At 35.8% G+C, this 17,375-nt stretch carries 10 protein-coding genes; 2 read left to right on the top strand and 8 right to left on the bottom strand.

All coding sequences use genetic code 11. The features are described from left to right. Positions 1-118: 118 nt before the first annotated feature. From P8H68_RS00565 to P8H68_RS00530, 8 genes are all read right to left on the bottom strand, one after another. Positions 119-1,213 (bottom strand): mandelate racemase/muconate lactonizing enzyme family protein, encoded by a 1,095-nt coding sequence (locus P8H68_RS00565; protein WP_300320230.1) that lies wholly within the window; start codon positions 1,211-1,213, stop codon positions 119-121. 23 nt (positions 1,214-1,236) lie between these two features. Continuing rightward, positions 1,237-2,691: an aldehyde dehydrogenase gene (aldA, locus tag P8H68_RS00560; protein WP_300320228.1), complete on the bottom strand. Its 1,455-nt coding sequence runs from the start codon at positions 2,689-2,691 to the stop codon at positions 1,237-1,239. 8 nt (positions 2,692-2,699) lie between these two features. Further along, a complete protein-coding gene (locus P8H68_RS00555; RefSeq protein ID WP_300320226.1) occupies positions 2,700-4,094 on the bottom strand; it encodes a sulfatase in 1,395 nt (464 codons plus the stop codon). A 49-nt stretch (positions 4,095-4,143) separates the two neighbouring features. After that, the gene (locus P8H68_RS00550) at positions 4,144-4,908 is read right to left on the bottom strand and encodes an SDR family NAD(P)-dependent oxidoreductase (RefSeq protein WP_300320233.1); all 765 of its coding nucleotides are present in this window, start codon (positions 4,906-4,908) and stop codon (positions 4,144-4,146) included. An 88-nt stretch (positions 4,909-4,996) separates the two neighbouring features. After that, a complete protein-coding gene (locus P8H68_RS00545; protein WP_300320223.1) occupies positions 4,997-6,013 on the bottom strand; it encodes an alcohol dehydrogenase catalytic domain-containing protein in 1,017 nt (338 codons plus the stop codon). Positions 6,014-6,224: 211 nt separating this feature from the next. After that, positions 6,225-7,016: an IclR family transcriptional regulator gene (locus P8H68_RS00540; RefSeq protein ID WP_300320220.1), complete on the bottom strand. Its 792-nt coding sequence runs from the start codon at positions 7,014-7,016 to the stop codon at positions 6,225-6,227. Positions 7,017-7,127: 111 nt separating this feature from the next. Next, entirely contained in the window at positions 7,128-9,668 is a 2,541-nt protein-coding gene (locus P8H68_RS00535; protein WP_300320217.1) for a glycoside hydrolase family 2 TIM barrel-domain containing protein, read from the bottom strand. Between the two features lie 229 nt (positions 9,669-9,897). Further along, entirely contained in the window at positions 9,898-12,384 is a 2,487-nt protein-coding gene (locus P8H68_RS00530; RefSeq protein WP_300320214.1) for a T9SS type A sorting domain-containing protein, read from the bottom strand. 495 nt (positions 12,385-12,879) lie between these two features. On the opposite strand from P8H68_RS00530, the gene P8H68_RS00525 reads away from it, so the two are divergent. Together P8H68_RS00525 and P8H68_RS00520 are read left to right on the top strand one after the other, a co-directional pair. Continuing rightward, positions 12,880-15,963 (top strand): TonB-dependent receptor, encoded by a 3,084-nt coding sequence (locus P8H68_RS00525; protein ID WP_300320211.1) that lies wholly within the window; start codon positions 12,880-12,882, stop codon positions 15,961-15,963. 21 nt (positions 15,964-15,984) lie between these two features. After that, positions 15,985-17,375 (top strand): RagB/SusD family nutrient uptake outer membrane protein (locus P8H68_RS00520; RefSeq protein WP_300320209.1); only part of this gene is annotated, 1,391 nt, incomplete at its 3' end.

Raw genomic sequence — 17,375 nt, 5'->3', positions numbered from 1 at the left:
ATGATTTTTACCTCTACACCATTTTCGTTTGAAAGAGTGTATTGTTGTATTTTTTCTCCTTGAACTTGTCCAAAGTCTGAAATATGTATACTCATTATATTGGTTTAAGTTTAGTAATTTATTTTTCTTCGAAAGGAGCTAGTTTTTCCCAATCGAAAATCACCCCTACACCTGGGTAGTCTGGAGCAACAGCTCTAAAATTCTCAACAACTAACGGTCTGGTTGTATACTCGTCAATTGGAAAACTGTGTACTTCTAGCCATCCCGAATTTGGTTGAGCAGAAACCAAACTTACGTGAAGTTCTTGCATCCCGTGCGAACAGGCAGGTATTCCGTGTTTGTCAGCCAATCTTGCTGCGGCTAACCATCCAGTTATTCCTCCACAATTTGAAGCGTCAGGCTGCGCAAAAGAAAGTTTTGCTTGGTCAAATGCATATTCAAATTCATGAATGGTGTGTAGGTTTTCACCCATTGCTAAAGGGAAGCCAGTAGCATCAACAATTTCACCAAATCCTTTATAATTGTCTGGGATAATTGGCTCTTCAAACCAAGTGATGTCATATTGCTTGAAACCTTCTATGGCTTTGATTGCTTTATCAACCGTCATAGAATAATTTGCATCAACCATAAATGTAACATCGGGACCAATATATTCTCTAACAGCCTTGATTCTGTCTAAATCTTCTTGTAGGTTTTCTTTCCCTATCTTGATTTTTACAGCGTTAAAACCTTTAGCTAAATACCCTTCCATATTCTTTAAAAGCTTTTCGATTGGGAACATCAAATCAATTCCACCACAATAAGCTTTACAAGTATTTCCAGCGCCACCAGCCATTTTCCATAAAGGTTGACCTGCTTTTTTACATTTGATATCCCATAAGGCGATATCTATAGTTGAGATTGCAAAAGAAGCAACACCACCACGACCTACGTAATGTACATGCCATTCCATAAAGTCGTAAATACCATCAATATCCGTAGCATCTTTACCAATTAATACTTTGGCAAAATCATGCTCTACCATTGCTTTGATGGCAAAACCTCCTTTACCACCAGTATAGGTATATCCTGTTCCTTCGCTACCATCTTCTAAAGTGATGGTAGTAGTAATCAATTCAAAATGGTAATGGTCACCATGTTTCGCGTCAGCCATTACTTCTGGTAATGGAACGGTAAATAATTTTACCTCTACGTTTGAAATTTTTGTACTCATATAAGTGTTGTTTTCGAATTGAATTAAGCTTTATGTCTGATGTAGAAAGTCTTTTTTTCTAAGTATTGTTCAAAACCATATTTCCCATCTTCACCACCTGATCCTGATAGTTTGTAACCATTATGGAATCCTTGGTGTTGTTCACCATGACCTCTATTTACATAGATTTCTCCATATTCTAATTCATCATTACATTTCATGATCGTGTTCATGTCATTTGTAAAGACCATCGCCGCTAATCCATATTCACAATCGTTTGCAAATTCAATTACTTGCTCAAAAGAATTGAATTTTAATACAGGCAAAATAGGTCCGAATGATTCTTCATGTACAATTGTCATATCTTGTGTAACTCCTGTTAACACTGTAGGCTCAAACCAGAATCCTTTTTCGAATTCAGCTCCTTCTGGACGTTTTCCTCCAGCTGCAATAGTAGCTCCTTCTTTAACACTTACATCTACTAAGTGTTCCATATGCTTTAATTCATTTCCGTTTACTTTTGGTCCCATATCTGTTTCTTCCAACATTGGATCACCTACTTTAATTTCAGCAACTTTTGCTAAGAATTTTTCCATGAAGATATCGTAAATATTTTCATGAACATACATTCTTTCGTTACAAGTACATACTTGTCCACAGTTATCAAAACGAGAATGCAAAGCAGCTTCTACAGCAGCATCAATATCAGCATCTTCAAAAACAATAAATGGAGCTTTCCCACCTAATTCAAGTTGAACATGAGTTAAATTGTCTGCAGCATTTCTTGCAATTTGTTGTCCAACAGGAGTAGACCCTGTCATCGTAACCATTTTACAAAGAGGGCTTTCTACAAGTGCATTACCCATTGCTCTACCCGGTCCAGTTAAAATATTTATAACTCCAGCAGGAATTCCTACTTTATTTGCTAAATCTCCTAACTCTAGAGTTGCTAATGGTGTTTCTGAAGTAGGTTTGATTACAATTGAATTTCCGGCAACAAGAGCTGGTCCAAGTTTTCTACCTGCTAAGGCTAATGGGAAGTTCCATGCTGTAATTGCCACAACAACTCCTCTCGGTACTTTTTGAATCCAGATTTGTTCGTTAGGATTATCAGAAGGGATAATGTCTCCTTCAATTCTACGCGCTCCCTCACAAGCATATCTGATAAAGGATGCCGTAACTTGTACTTCAAAACGTGCTACTTTTAAAAGTTTTCCTTGTTCTTTAACCAACAATTGAGCAAGACGCTCATTGTTTGCATCAATTTCATCTGCTAATTTGTATAATAAATCAGCTCTTTCTCTTGCAGGTAGTTTTTTCCATTCTTTTTGTGCTTTATCAGCGGCTTCAAGAGCTTCAATAGCCTCTTCAGCAGTTCCATTTTGCACACGTGCCACAACTTCTTCAGTTGATGGACTTACAATATCAATCGTCTCTCCTGAAGTTGATGTTCTCCACTCACCATTTATAAATAATTGGTAATCTTTAATTTCTGCCATAATAATTGTTATTTTTTGATTTTTTCTTTTCTATTGTTATCCATTCGAACGGCTGCCTTTCCTTCGTACAATCTTTTTAATTGCCACAAAGGTCTTTCTAAGGTAAGTTCCCAATCGAATAATTTTTTATATAATTCTTTAACGGTGTCTGGTTGTTCTGAAGCCAAGTCATTTACTTCAGAAATATCTTTTTCAATATTGTAAAGTTCCGCTGGACGGTCAGGGAAACGAATAAGTTTGTATTCGTTGTGACGAATCGCTGCTCGAGATTCCTTTTTCCAATACAGAGTTTCATGTGGTGTATCTCTGTTGTTTTTTGCTAAGTAGGGAATAAGGTTTACCCCATCTAAATGTTTTTTGTCATCTAAAGTGCCACCAGCAATCGATACAAAAGTGGGTAATAAATCTAGTGTAGAAACAGGTTTTGTATACACGCTTTTTTTCTTAAGTTGACCTTTCCATGACATTAAAAAGGGGATTCTAATTCCGCCTTCAAGATGATTTGCTTTGGTCCCACTCAAAGGGTCATTACAAGATTTGTTTGAATCAGATGGACCACCATTATCATTCGCAAAAACAATAAGTGTATTTTTTTCTAATCCTAAATTTTTTATTTTATCCAAAACAACACCGCAAGCTCTATCCAAGCCTATGGTCATTGCTGCTAAGGTTTTTCTTTTACCTGTTAGGTGTTGAGGTACTTTTTTCAGATCATCTTCTCTTGCTTCCATGGGTGTATGGACAGCATTGAAAGAAAGATATACGAAGAAGGGATGATTTTTATTTTTCTCAATAAAGGAAGCAGTTTCATTGGCCAAAGCATCTGTTAGGTATAATTCACTTTCTTGGTAATTAGCAAATCCTTGTTCAAGCTGCTTATCAGCTTCAAATTTCGGACTGTCTTTGTCAACCTCATAATAACTTCTGGCTCCGCCTCTAAAACCGTAAAAGGTATCAAAACCTCTTTTAGTAGGGTGGTAGCGATCCGCATTTCCCATATGCCATTTTCCAAAAATAGCAGTGGTATAGCCAAGTCCTTTTAAATAATCAGCCACGGTGATCTGGTCTGTAGGAAGTCCCATTTCATCACCAGTAAGTCCAGAATGACTCATGTATCCAGGCACATTGTTTTCCTCGAAACCAAATTTTTGCTGGTATCTTCCAGTCAACATTCCAGCTCTAGAGGGTCCACAAACTGCAGCTGAAACATAAGCCTGTGTAAATTTAACTCCGCTTTTTGCTAAAGCATCTAGATTGGGTGTTTTAAAATCTTTACTGCCTTGAAAACCAAAATCGGCATATCCGGCATCATCGGAAAGAATGAATACGATATTTGGTTTTTGTTGTGCTGAAATTGAGTGACAAACACCACATACAACCGCCAGTAAGCAAAGCGATTGCATGATTGTGTTTATCTTGATTGAAATTAGTCTCATTGAGTTTTTCTATGAATTATCTACCCATCCATCCACCATCTACTAACATGGTAGTTCCATTCATATATGCTGCAGCTTCTGATGCTAAAAATACTGTTGGTCCTGCAAAATCCTCTGCATTACCCCATCTTCCTGCAGGGATTCTTGATAAAATTGATTCAGATCTTACAGGGTCATTTCTTAAAGCTTCTGTGTTGTCTGTAGAAATATAACCGGGTGCAATTGCGTTTACATTAACACCTTTACCAGCCCATTCATTAGCAAATGCCATTGTCATTTGTCCAATCGCTCCTTTTGAGGCAGCGTAACCTGGCACTGTAATTCCTCCTTGGAAAGTTAATAATGATGCTGTGAAAATTACTTTTCCTTCTCCACGTGCAACCATCTCTTTTCCGATTTCTCTAGTTAAAATAAATTGAGCATTTTGGTTTACTTCAATTACTTTGTCCCACATCTCATCAGGATGTTCTGCTGCTGGGGCTCTTAAAATCGTACCTGCATTATTTACCAAAATATCTATTTGTGCGAAGTCTGATTTTACTTCTGCAATAAACTTGTACAAAGATTTTCTGTTAGAGAAATCACATTGGTAAGCTTTAAAGTTTTTTCCTAAAGCTTGTACGTCTTTTTCTACTTGACTTCCTTCTAGTTCTAATGAAGCAGATACTCCAATTATATTTGCTCCAGCCTCGGCTAATCCAATAGTCATTGCTTTTCCTATTCCACGTTTACAACCTGTAACTAAGGCTGTTTTTCCTTCTAAATTGAATTTATTTAAAATACTCATGTTGTTTTTGTTATATATAAATGTTGTCGATACAATTTTTTGATTCTTCAAAAATCACTCGAACTGACATTTGAGTTTAAAATTATAGTTGACAATCCATTAGCACTTTTAAGCCATCAGGGTTTTTGTCTATATTTTCAAATACTTGTTGAATATTTGATAATGGTTGAACATCTGTAATCATATCTTCAAATGGTAATTCATTTGCAGTAATTAATGCGATAGATTTTTCATAGTCCTCTCTCTCATATACACGTGCTCCGATTAGTTTTAATTCTTTCCAAAAGAATTTAAAAAGATCTATTTCTTTTTTAACACCATGAATGGCAACCATTACGATTCTACCTCTAATTCCGGCTACCTCAGTCATAACATCTAAAGCTGGTTGAACACCTGCTACTTCAAATACTACATCCGCTTTACGACCTTCTGTTTTTCCATGCACATACTCTACAAGATCTACCTCCAAAGGACTTACTGCATCAAATCCTAATTCTTTAGCTTTTGCTATACGTGTTGGGTTGACTTCTGAGATGATTACTTGGGCTCCAACTTCTTTAGCAACCATAGCAACCAACAATCCGATGGGTCCACCACCTAAAACAACAGCAGTTTCACCTTTAACTAATTCGCTTAAACGAACATCATGTGTTGCAACAGATAATGGCTCAATTAAAGCAGCCAGTTTTAAATCTGTATTTTCTTTTAATTTGTGTAAAGTAAAAGCTGGAACATTCCAGTATTGTTGCATAGAACCTGGACTATCAATTCCAATAAAATTTAATTCTTCACAAATGTGATTGAATCCTTTATCAGATGCTTTTGCTTTGGAATCATCCAGTGGACGAACGACCACTTTATCACCAACAGCATAATCATTTACTCCTGTACCTATAGCATCAATGGTACCTGACATCTCATGTCCGATAGTTTGCGGCATGTCAACTCTACCATCCATCATTCCATGGTAAATGTGAACATCTGTACCACAAACACCTGAATAGGCTACCTTGATTCTTACCTCTCCTTGTTTCGGATCTTCTTGGCTTTTCTCAACAACTGAAAAAGTCTTATTTCCTTCGTATTGTGTTGCTTTCATTTTATAATATATTTTGTTTCAAATAAAAAACTTGTTTCTAATATGAAACAAATATATAAAATGTTGTTGGTTTATTCGAATAAGAAACTGATTTTATATTTGAAACAAATAGATGTTGAATTTTTGTCTAGTTTTTAGACGTGTTTCATCAGGTCTATATGCAGGCCTTTAGAGATAAATTGAAAAGTAGAACTAGAGGTTGTGGGTAATTTTATTTACCTAAATACCCAAGTTTGGTTGAGATTTCTAATGCGTAGTTAGCAATAGTTTTTCCCTTGCTATCAAATTCACTGTGCGGAAGTCTACCGTGAGGTGCAGTAATCCAAATGGCTGCAACTGGCGTTCCTTGTTCATTGAATATGGGTGCACCAATACAATGAATACCTTGAATATCTTCACCATTATCAAAAGCAAAACCTCTTTCTTTCACAATTTTAAGTTCTTCCTTAAAATCTTTGATAGAGGTAATGGTGTTTTTTGTGTATTGGCTAAGTGTTTTGCCTTTTAAAATTTTGTTTGTTTCAGCTTCTGGCAAATATGCTAAAATAGATTTTCCACCTACAGAGCTATGAAGGCTAAATTGTGTTCCTTGTTCAACAAATAGTTTGACAGGATAAGATGATGATACTTGTTCTAAGATAGTACCTTTAGATCCTAAAAGAACACCCAGCATTACGGATTCTTTTAATTCATCTCTTAAAGCACGCATAACATCAATAGACATTTCTACAATACTTTGTTCGTTTATTGAGGAAATACCTAGAGTTAAAATTTTTCTAGAAAGCGTTATTTTTTTAGTTGTTTCGTTTTTCTGCAAGTAGTTTTTGAAAATCAAAGTACTCGTGATTCTGAAGGCACTAGATTTAGAAATGTCAAGCGACTGAATTATTTCAGTTAAAGTTAGTCCCTGAGTGTGAACTGCTAAAAGTTCAATAATCAAAAGACCGCGCTCCAAATTTGGAACGTTATAACTTGATTTCGCTTCGGTTTTTTCTTCAGTCATAGTAGCTTGTTGATTTCAAACAAAAGTAATATTATTTTTTAATGCAGATATGTTTCGTAGAGACATAAAATAAAAAGAGCCTTGAGTAAGTCTTCAAGGCTCATGAATTTTTTATTTTATGCGTATCGTGGCTTGTGCTGTTTCGAGATCGTTTCCTGTAGCGGTGATTTTAATTTCTCCTGTTTTGTTCTTTGCTTGCAGAATTAATAGTGTTCTACCTTGATGCGTAGTGTTGGTATTTGTTTGGAATTTTTGAATGCTTTTTTTCCAACCATTGTCTATTCCTAATAATTTTGCTGGACCTTCAATTGAATAGGTAATTTCTTTGTCGTCTGTTTTTGCAGGGTTTCCGTTGTTGTCAGTTAATTGAACTTCAATATGCACTACATCGTAATTATTTGCTGCAATTTCTTTTTTATCTAGGCTCAACGTGATTTGTGAAGCTGTTTTAGCTGTTGCTAATTCTGTACTTATTTCCACACCGTTTTTGATTCCTTTTGCAACCAATGTTCCTTCCTTGTAATGAACAGCCCATTTATAAATGTGGTCCTCAAAATCTGCAAGCTTTTTCTTTCCTAGCGACTTGTCATTCAGAAATAATTCAATTTCTTCGCAATTGCTATAAATTTCTGTTGAGATAATATCGTTTTCGTTGTAGTTCCAGTGCTCATTGATATCATACCATTCCCATAAGGCTCTCTTCCATAGTTCTGGTTTTTTTGCGACAATGTTTCCTTTAGCATCAATTTTGTTCAGGGATTTTTCAATGTTTTGTGTTGCTATAAACATATGGGGTGCATCGTTCCATAATGTTTTCATCATATGATAAGAACCTTTTTTAAAACCTGCCGTGTTTAATAAACCTGATGGTTGCACTCTCACTGGCCATGGTTCTCTTATTTCACCCATATAATCAAATCCAGTCCACAAAAATATACCTGCAATATGTGGTCTTTCTAAGACAGCTTTCCATTCATGATATTGTGCCAAGTTTTCCGTACCCATGATAGGTTTATCTGGGTAGTTTTTATGTCCATAATCGTATAATACTCTTCTATAGCTATATCCTACGATATCCAATGCATCAGCATAGCCTGATAAGTGGCTTGAAGAAGGTAAGATGCAGTTTGCTGTAACCGGTCGTGTAGTATCTAATTCCTTGGTCCATTTAGAAAGTTTCTGAGCCGTTTTACCGATGTCATACTTTCCTTTGGGTAGAGTTTCTAATTGGTGTTTGATTTCTGCTACTGAATGAGGTGGTTCTGACCAAAAGTAATTTCCTTTCCAACTCATATTGTTAAAAAATCCTGTTGCTTGAGCATTTCTAGGATAGGTCCATTCTATCTCATTTCCTATACTCCATTGAAAAATTGATGGATGGTTTCTATGACTTAAAACAACTGCTTGTAAGTCTCTTTTTGCCCATTCTTGGAAATGTTCACCATATCCACGTGTGATATAATCTGTGCTTTTGGATTCGTTTTGATTGTATCTTTTGTCTTTTGGATTGTCCCACTCGTCAAAAAATTCATCTTGTACCAAAAATCCCATTTCGTCACATAGATCTAATAATTCGTTAGAGGCTGGATTGTGCGAAATACGCAATGCATTGACACCTCCATCTTTTAAGATTTCTAATCTACGTCTCAGAACACCTTTTGGAATTGCGGTTCCAACCATACCTGCATCATGATGAATACATACACCTTTGATTTTCATATTTTCACCATTCAAGAAAAAACCTTCATTGGTGTCAAACTTTATGGATCTGATTCCAAAATTGGTTGTTTTTTCATCTAATACCTTGCCGTTTGAAGAAATAGTTGTGGTAGCTATATGTTGTATAGGGTTTTTAGTGGACCATAGTTGTGGGGTTGAAACTGTTATTTCTTGACTAAGATTTTTGTGGGTGTTTTTGTCTAATTCTATGTTTTTAATATCACTACCGATAAGTTTACCAGTGATATCCGTCAATTTAGTTTCAATGGTTAAAGACTGATCTTCTAAGGATTTATTGTTCACTGAAGTTTGGATATTGACCACGGCCATTTTATCAGAAACCTCTGGTGTTGTTATAAAGGTTCCCCAAATAGGAATATGCACACTGTTGGTCGTAATTAGCTTCACATTTCTATAAATACCTGCACCCGTGTACCATCTACTATCAGCGAAACGTGTATGGTCTATTTTTACGATGATAGAATTATCTTTTCCGTTGGAGTTTAAATATTCTGAGATCTCATAATAAAAAGGCGAGTATCCGTATGGGTGAGCTCCTAGCTTTTTACCGTTTATATATACTTCAGAGTTGTTATAAACTCCGTCAAAAAGAATATAAACTAACATGTCTTGTTGTTTTGGTATATCAAAGTTTTTTTGATATAACCCATAGCCTTTTGAAGCTAAATATCCAGTTCCAATAGCATCTTTACCCAGCGATTTGTCAAATTCGTTAGTCACTGCCCAATCGTGTGGTAATTGAACTTTTTCAAAATCTTTTGAGTTTAATTGGTTTATTTTTAAGTTATCTTGAGATAAATAAAAGTTCCATCCAAAATTAAAGTCTGATTCACGTTCTTGTGTTGTTTTTTCTTTTGGAGCACATGATAGCAAGAGTGCAGAGATGAATACGAATAGAATAGATTGTTTCATAATAAGTGTGTTGGGTCGTATTGAAATTTAAAATATTTCGATACTTTTTTATAAGGCTATAAAATTCTGATTTATTTAATTTACTGGAAAAGATAGTGTCTAGACAAAATCTGTACATATTGAATAAAAGCCCGAAAAATCTAGATATCTTATCGATATGTGTGTTTTTCGAGCTTTTGAGTTGGAACCAGAAGTAAAACACCAAGATTAAATCGATCAAAGGTGTTTTTTAGTTTTTTATAAATTTTTCCGAGCCGTATTCTGTTGTTAAGATATACATTCCGTTGTCTAGGTCTGAGACATTAATCACTCCATTCGTTTTTCCAGTTTTTAATTCTGTTCCATTGATAGCGTAAATATGAAACTCCAGTGATCGTTTAAAAGTATCTACATAAAGATTATTTTTTACTGGATTTGGATGTATGTTTAATTGATTTTCACCACTAATTTTTTCGATAGAAGCGATTTCTGTATCCATGATGACTTGTGAATTGTCATTTGCGAAACTTGCATTGTTGTCCATGGAAATAAAAATTTTCATCAAATAGAAATTACCGTCTGGAAGTTCGTCTGACGGTGTAGCGTTTTCATCAATGGAGTAGGTTGTAGTTATTTCTTGACTGTTTGGCGAGTCATTGCTTGCTGGGTAAATAGGAGTGTAGTTGTTCACGACTCCCCAAGAGGAATTCATTTCTTGAAGCGTAACTTGCATATATGCAAGGTCTTTTCCTGCAGTGTTGTAGTCAATTGTAAGATCAAGGTTTTGGCCTGGAGCTACGTTGGTAACTTTATTTTTCCAGGTACAGAACGGTTCTGTTACGGGAACTTCTTCTGAGTAATTGAAAACTTGGAAAATAGCGCTGCTTACATGTCCTCCTGAATCGGGGAAACTAACGCTTACGTTATTGTTTGTTGCCAATACGTTCCATGCTACAGGTATTTCAATAACACCGAAGAATCTATTTTTATCAGCTTGATCGTATCCTCGGTAATCTGTAGGGACGGTTACTTCAGTTCCGTTTACTGTTACTGTTGGTGTTAGGCTAGAGCCATGGTCCCTTCCTAAACCAAGTCTTAGTATAGCTTCACCATTAGTGTTTTTTTCAATTGAATTGATGTCAAATGAAATTGATTGATTCGCTGTTATGGGTTGTAAATAGGTAGTTGCATAATACTTTTTCTCGGTGTTGAGTTCGTCTATAGTTAAATTAGAGTCATAGGTGTATTCTAATATCATTGTAGATTCTGCACCAAGAGTTACATTGGAAGTGGAAATGTCTAGAGTTTCCTCATCTAATACGGGAGCATTATCTGTTAGTGTAAGATGTCTTTTATAAATGCTTGTTATTGGAATGTCATAAGTGTCTAGAATGTTTAAGTCAATTGATTTGGCCGAGAATTCAAGGTTGTTTAAGATGAGATATACTTTATTGTTGTCTATGTATGCATCAACAAGGATGTCTAGATCTTCAGATTTTGTATCAATTCTTGTTCCTTTGACATTTTGCCACAATTGATAGAATTTTACTCGATTAGTGTAAATCCATTCGCCGGTATAGTTGTCAGGCTCATTCGTTTTTCTCATCAGCCTAGCATTGTATGGAATATCTTTGCTGTCATTATAACCCCACTCTGCTTTTACAGGAGTAAAAGGAATAGCAATTGCGATATGATCAGGTCTTTCCATGAAAGACATCATCATAGAATTTTGTGCTTTTAAAAACAACCAATCTTTATATGGGCTCCAAGCCTGGTTGTTGTAATCATGTGTTTGGGCTCCATATTCTGAAATCACATAAGGCTTTGTGTGGGTCAAAGTCATCATGCTGTATTGGTCGTTCATGTCAAATGTTGCCTCTAAATTACTTCCAGAACGCAAATCTACTTTTCCGCCGAAAGCTGGGAAGTCATAAAGGTGCCATGACCAAAAGTCCATTTTCTCTCCGGCGACATCTATAAATAGCTTATCCCTATTGGTCCATCTTTGAAAATCACCTGTTTCGAAATCAGGGAAAGCCACGGTATAACCACCGATAAGTAAGTTTTCATTTTGAGCTCTAATAGCATTTGCAACTTCTACATGAAAGTCTGCAATCTCTTGCAGTGAATTAGTGTAATTAGTTTTTCCTCCAAGCGCTTCATATGCGGGTTCATTGATCACTTCAACCCAGTCTGACTGAGGCTGACCGTTTCCTCCGTGAAATGCATTAAGATATCTACCCATAAATTCGCCTGTTGCGGTTGGGCTGGCTAATTCCCATCCTAATTTGGTTGGAACTTGACTTTCTCCTGTCCAAAAAGGATGCAATTGAGCGGCAATTACATGGTTTCTTCTATTTTCGTATTGATGTATTGTTGTTTTTGCTGCATATGAGTTTTTTGAGGTGGTACCTTTAGAGTTGATGCTAGCAGGGTCTGCATACCCAGGACGATCAGGGTCTTCAGGCATGTAGTTCAAATTCCAGGTAATGCCCCCAGTGTCTCTTCCTAAATAAACATCATAACCATTGAGGAAATCATCTCTTAAATCATCAACAAAATTATCGCCATCCCATTCTGTTTCTGTATGATTGGCGTGTATAGTTATGAATTTTGAACGATCAAAGCTGTCTATTTCTCCCGTTTTATGACGGACGTTTAACTTTATATCCACCTGGGTTTGTGCCAAAGCACTAAGGTTGATGCATAGCATTAAAATGTAGGTTATTTGTTTCATTGAGGTATTGGTTTAAGTTGAAATACAAATTTACCGAGGTGAATTCGTTAGGAAATATTTTACTACTAGATATTAACACAACAGGTAGTGGGTTTCTTTACAAGGACTATAGAAAGAATAGTGTAAAACTAGATTAGGTTTGCTTTATTATTGGTACAGTCAGGTTTGAGTTAGGAAAAATTATTTTTTCACTTGACCATGAGAAGTTTTCTAGCTGGAATTTTTCTAGCTGGAATTTTTCGGTTAGTGAGGTTGCTTTTCGGCTAGGAGAATTAATTAGGCTCTAATTAGGTAACTTTTTAAATAAAGTTTTGATGCGGTTAAATCATTAGTAAAATAAGGTTTTAGTCAAGTTTTAGTTTATATAATGTCTATGTAAAAAAATAGTTTTTTCGATCCTTTTAGGAGTTCGGTCGGGTTAAAGTCTAGTAGAGTTCTGAAAAATGAGTTTTGCTATAGTTCATATTTGTAGCACTAAACTTTAATCGAAAAAATATGAAATTCAATTTATGTGCAAATTGGAACACCAAAATCTTCTTAACAGCGCTGTTGTTAATGAGTGTTGGTTTTGTCCAAGCACAAAGAAATGCAATTAAGGGAAAGGTGTCTGACAAAGACGGTCCGCTTCCTGGTGTAAGTGTTTTGGTAAAAGGCACTTCAAATGGTACAATAACCGATTTTGACGGGATGTACGAGTTAACTGTAGCAGAAAATGAGGTAATTGTTTTTAGCTATGTAGGATACAAACCAAGTGAATTGGTGGCAAATTCCTCAGCTTCTTATGATGTTATGCTTGAAGCTGATGTAGCAGCTTTGGAAGAGGTAGTAGTAATTGGGTATGGTACTCAAAAGAAAAAAGAAGTGACAGGGGCAGTAGTTCAAATATCCTCTGACATTATTGAAGTTGCTCCAGTAGCAGATGTAGGGAGTGCATTACAAGGACAAGTGGCTGGTGTTAATGTACAGGCGAATAGTGGTAGACCCGGTGAGCCGGCAAATGTACAGATTCGTGGACTTGGTTCTTTAAACGCAGATGGTCTAGGCCCTTTGTATGTTGTAGATGGTGTTCCTTATGAAGGGAATCCAAATATATCTCCAGATCAAATTCAGAGTATTGATATTTTAAAAGATGGTGCTTCTGCCGCCATTTATGGTACAAGGGGGTCTAATGGAGTTATTCTTATCACAACGAAACGTGGTGAGGTTGGTAAAATGAAAATAAATTTCAACACCTATACGGGGATTCAGAATATTACCTCCGGAACTCCACTAATGAATACAAATCAACAATTGTATATTGAAGATGTAACCTTAGCAGCTTTAGGTAGAGAGCCTACTACTTTTATTATTACACCTGATGCTTTGGACTATGATACAGATTTTGTTGGAGATGTTCAGAATAATAATGCTGAAATAAGTAATTATAATTTACAAATTTCAGGAGGTGTTAAAAATTTGACATTCAATTTAAATACAAATTATTTCAAGCAAGAGGGTGTTTTGATAAACTCTGGTTTTGATAGGTTAGCAAATAGAATTACAGGTCAGTTTAATAAGGGGAAGTTAAAAGTTTTTACTACTGTTGGTTTTGCTACAGAGAACAGAACCCAAGAGCCATGGGCGTTGTATGAGCAGGCCATTGTTCAAAAACCATGGAGAGCTCCTTTGAATTCCTTAACACTAGTGGGAGATTCAGGTGTGGTGTTGCCACCGGATAATGAAATTCAATATAGTTACTTGTCTAATCAAATGAGAAATACTGATGAAAGGACTACGAAAACTTTGAATTTTGCTTTCAATGCGGAATATGAACTTTTTAAAGGGTTTACCTATAAAATTAATTTAGGGTCAAATTCATGGGAAAATAAGAGAGTCTTTTACAGACCTCAAATTTTAGCCTATAACAATCAAGGAGAATTAAATCCAGGAGCTTCAAGAATAAATGCTTTGTTAGACGAAGATTATATATGGTCACAAAGACAGACAATTGAAAATATATTCAACTACAAAACGAGCTTTGGAAAAAACAACTTACAATTTTTAGGAGTTATTTCATACGAGCAATTTGATTATCGTCAAATGGGAGTTGGTGCTATCTTTAGTGAACAGACGAGTAATGACTTAAGAACTTTTGCTTCTGCGAGTGAAGGGGTAAAACCTACTAGTAAAGATGAAACAACTACTTTGTCAGGTAAATTGTTTAGAGTAATGTATAATTATGATGGTAAATATTTATTATCTGCAAGTGTAAGAAGAGATGGTTCTTCTAATTTTTCAGAAGAAAATAGATACGGAACTTTTCCGGGAGTTTCAGCGGGTTGGAATATTCATAATGAAGATTTTTTCAATTCAAGTTTGATGAACAGCTTGAAATTGAGAGCCAGTTATGGTGAAGTAGGAAATCAAACAGTACGCCCATATTCTACAACTGCGACGATTCAATCAGGAGTGAATTATCCTTTTACTGCTGCAGAAGATCTTGAATTTGGTTCAGTTCAAAGAAAATATGTGGATAGTAATTTAAAATGGGAAACAACAATTTCTAGAAACATTGGTGTGGATATAGGAATGTTTAATAACAAATTAAATATTACAGCAGATTACTATTACAATGATAAAGAAGATATGTTGTTGAGAAAAAGTATTGCTCCTTCAACTGGAACATATCACCCAAGAACGGAAGGTCTGTATGATGTAATTACAGTGAATGCTGGAAATATGTACAATAAAGGGATTGAATTAGCAATCAATTATAACGACCAAACTAGTTTTGGTTTGAAATATGGAATTGTAGGGACCTTTACAAAAAATCAAAACGAGGTGACCAATCTAGATGGTGTATCTAGAGGTTACGGAAATGGACGTCCTGTAAATTCAATGGGAACGAACGTTGATTATACCACTTTTTTAGCAGAAGGTTATGAAGCTGGTGCTTTTTTCTTAGTACAGCATGATGGGATAATCAAAACACAAGAACAATTAGATGCATATAAAGCTATTGATGGTTCTGCGCAACTGGGAGATATGATGTATAAAGACATTGACGGAAACAATCAAATTGATGACAATGATCGTGTTTACGCAGGATCCGGTCAGGCAAAATTTGAAGCTGGTCTTACGTTCAATTTCGCTTATAATGGATTTGATTTGACTTTACAATCTTATTATTCTCATGGAGCAAAAATTTACAATGGAGCAAAATTCTTTGCTTATGCCAATGCGCGCCACACTGATATTTATAGCATGTGGTCTCCTCAGAATGCCGATTCTGACATTGCTACAGCAAGACAGAATGCTTATCATAATAACGTAAGAGCAAGGTCTGATCTGTTTTTGGAAGACGGAACTTACTTTAGGTTAAGAAATGCAACAGTAGGGTATACAGTACCGAATATGAAAGAAAAAGCCGGTATTGATAAGTTAAGATTATATGTAACTTCTTTCAATCCATTGACTGTGACAAATTATAAAGGATATGATCCTGAAGTTGGAGGAGATGGAATTTTTACAAGAGGTGTAGATAGAGGAAATTATCCTGTAGCGAGAAGATTTATGCTAGGTGTTCAATTAGGATTTTAATTCTTGAAAATATTATAAATTATGAAAAAATTAAAAAAATATATACTATTATCTTTGAGTGTTATTGCCTTGGCAAGTTGCGATGAGGATAGTTTTTTAACTCAAATAAATCCGAATGCAATTTCTACGGATACTTTTTGGGAGACAGAAGGTCAGTTCAATACGGCCTTAACAACAGTGTACGGAGCTTTGCAATTTCAAGGAGTTAGCGGTGCATTGATACAGCATGAAATGATGTTGGGAGATATTGCCGGAACGGAGTCATGGTATCGTCCTGCCGCTTTTAGAAATTTAACTTATAATGACAATACTTATTATTTAGTCGATAGATGGAATGAGTTGTATATAGGGATTTTTAGAGCGAATCAAGTTATTGAAAATATTCAGGATGCAGATATTTCTGTAGCTGCAAAATCTTCTATTGAGGCGCAAGCTAGATGCTTAAGAGCTTTCTATTATTTTCAATTGGTTCATTCTTATGGTCAAGCAGTAATTCATACGGAAGTTGCAAAGACTGCAGAAGATTTAAGTAAACCACTTTCAAGTATTGAAGAGGTTACAAATCAAGTGATCAAACCAGACTTAGAATTTGCAGCAGCAAGGTTGCCTTTAGTTTGGTCTGAAGGAAGTAGTAGAGTTACAAGTGGTACTGCAAAAAGTTTATTAGGGAAGGTTTATTTATATAACCAAGAGTGGAGTGAAGCTGCTAGTCAGTTCAAGGCAGTTATTGATTCTGGTGTATACAGTCTTGTGTCTGATCTAGCAGATAACTTTACAGACACGAATGAGCATAATTCTGAATCTATTTTTGAGGTTAGTTTTAGTAGTGAACTAAACCCTGGAGTAAACGGGGCAATTGTTGATGATACCGACAATGAAACCGGTGCAGAAGCGTCAGCTTTAGCTAGGGCATTGGGCCAAATTAATTATGGTGGATACAATACAGTTTTGACTTCTTATTTTTTACATGAATTGATGGTATATGATGAGGTTGACTCAACGAATCCCATTAATGACGGAAATGTTCACTCTAGACGCTTGTCGGCATCGATTGCTCCTAAAAACTTTGAAGGAGAATACTATGGTAGAGAAAATGATAATGTAAAGGGTTGGGGATTTGGACAAAGTGCTTATGTAAAGAAGCATACTAACTGGTACCATTTGGACGCAGAAGATGGAAATAGCAGATCTGGAATCAATTTTCGTCATATTAGATATGCTGATGTTTTGTTAATGTACGCAGAGGCTGTGATAGAAGAGTCCGGGGATTTTGCCACGGCGATAACGTATATAGATATGGTTAGAAGTAGAGCAGGAGTGAAGACTTTGCAACAATATATGGATGAAAATGCGGGTCAATTTCCGCAATTGCATGTAAGTACGCAGGTTCATGGTGCTCAGCCAATGGTAAC

The sequence above is a fragment of the Flavicella sp. genome, from assembly GCF_029238425.1.
Taxonomy (GTDB): Bacteria; Bacteroidota; Bacteroidia; order Flavobacteriales; family Flavobacteriaceae; genus Flavicella.
Note: the sequence above shows the minus strand (reverse complement) of the source record. Positions and strands in the feature narration are given on the sequence as shown.

Excerpts from the sequence above, each read along its gene's own strand:
- P8H68_RS00555 (WP_300320226.1), bottom strand. The coding sequence starts at position 4,094 with ATGCAATCGCTTTGCTTACTGGCGGTTGTATGTGGTGTTTGTCACTCA.
- P8H68_RS00565 (WP_300320230.1), bottom strand. The coding sequence starts at position 1,213 with ATGAGTACAAAAATTTCAAACGTAGAGGTAAAATTATTTACCGTTCCA.
- P8H68_RS00525 (WP_300320211.1), top strand. The coding sequence starts at position 12,880 with ATGAAATTCAATTTATGTGCAAATTGGAACACCAAAATCTTCTTAACA.
- P8H68_RS00530 (WP_300320214.1), bottom strand. The coding sequence starts at position 12,384 with ATGAAACAAATAACCTACATTTTAATGCTATGCATCAACCTTAGTGCT.
- aldA (WP_300320228.1), bottom strand. The coding sequence starts at position 2,691 with ATGGCAGAAATTAAAGATTACCAATTATTTATAAATGGTGAGTGGAGA.
- P8H68_RS00545 (WP_300320223.1), bottom strand. The coding sequence starts at position 6,013 with ATGAAAGCAACACAATACGAAGGAAATAAGACTTTTTCAGTTGTTGAG.
- P8H68_RS00535 (WP_300320217.1), bottom strand. The coding sequence starts at position 9,668 with ATGAAACAATCTATTCTATTCGTATTCATCTCTGCACTCTTGCTATCA.
- P8H68_RS00540 (WP_300320220.1), bottom strand. The coding sequence starts at position 7,016 with ATGACTGAAGAAAAAACCGAAGCGAAATCAAGTTATAACGTTCCAAAT.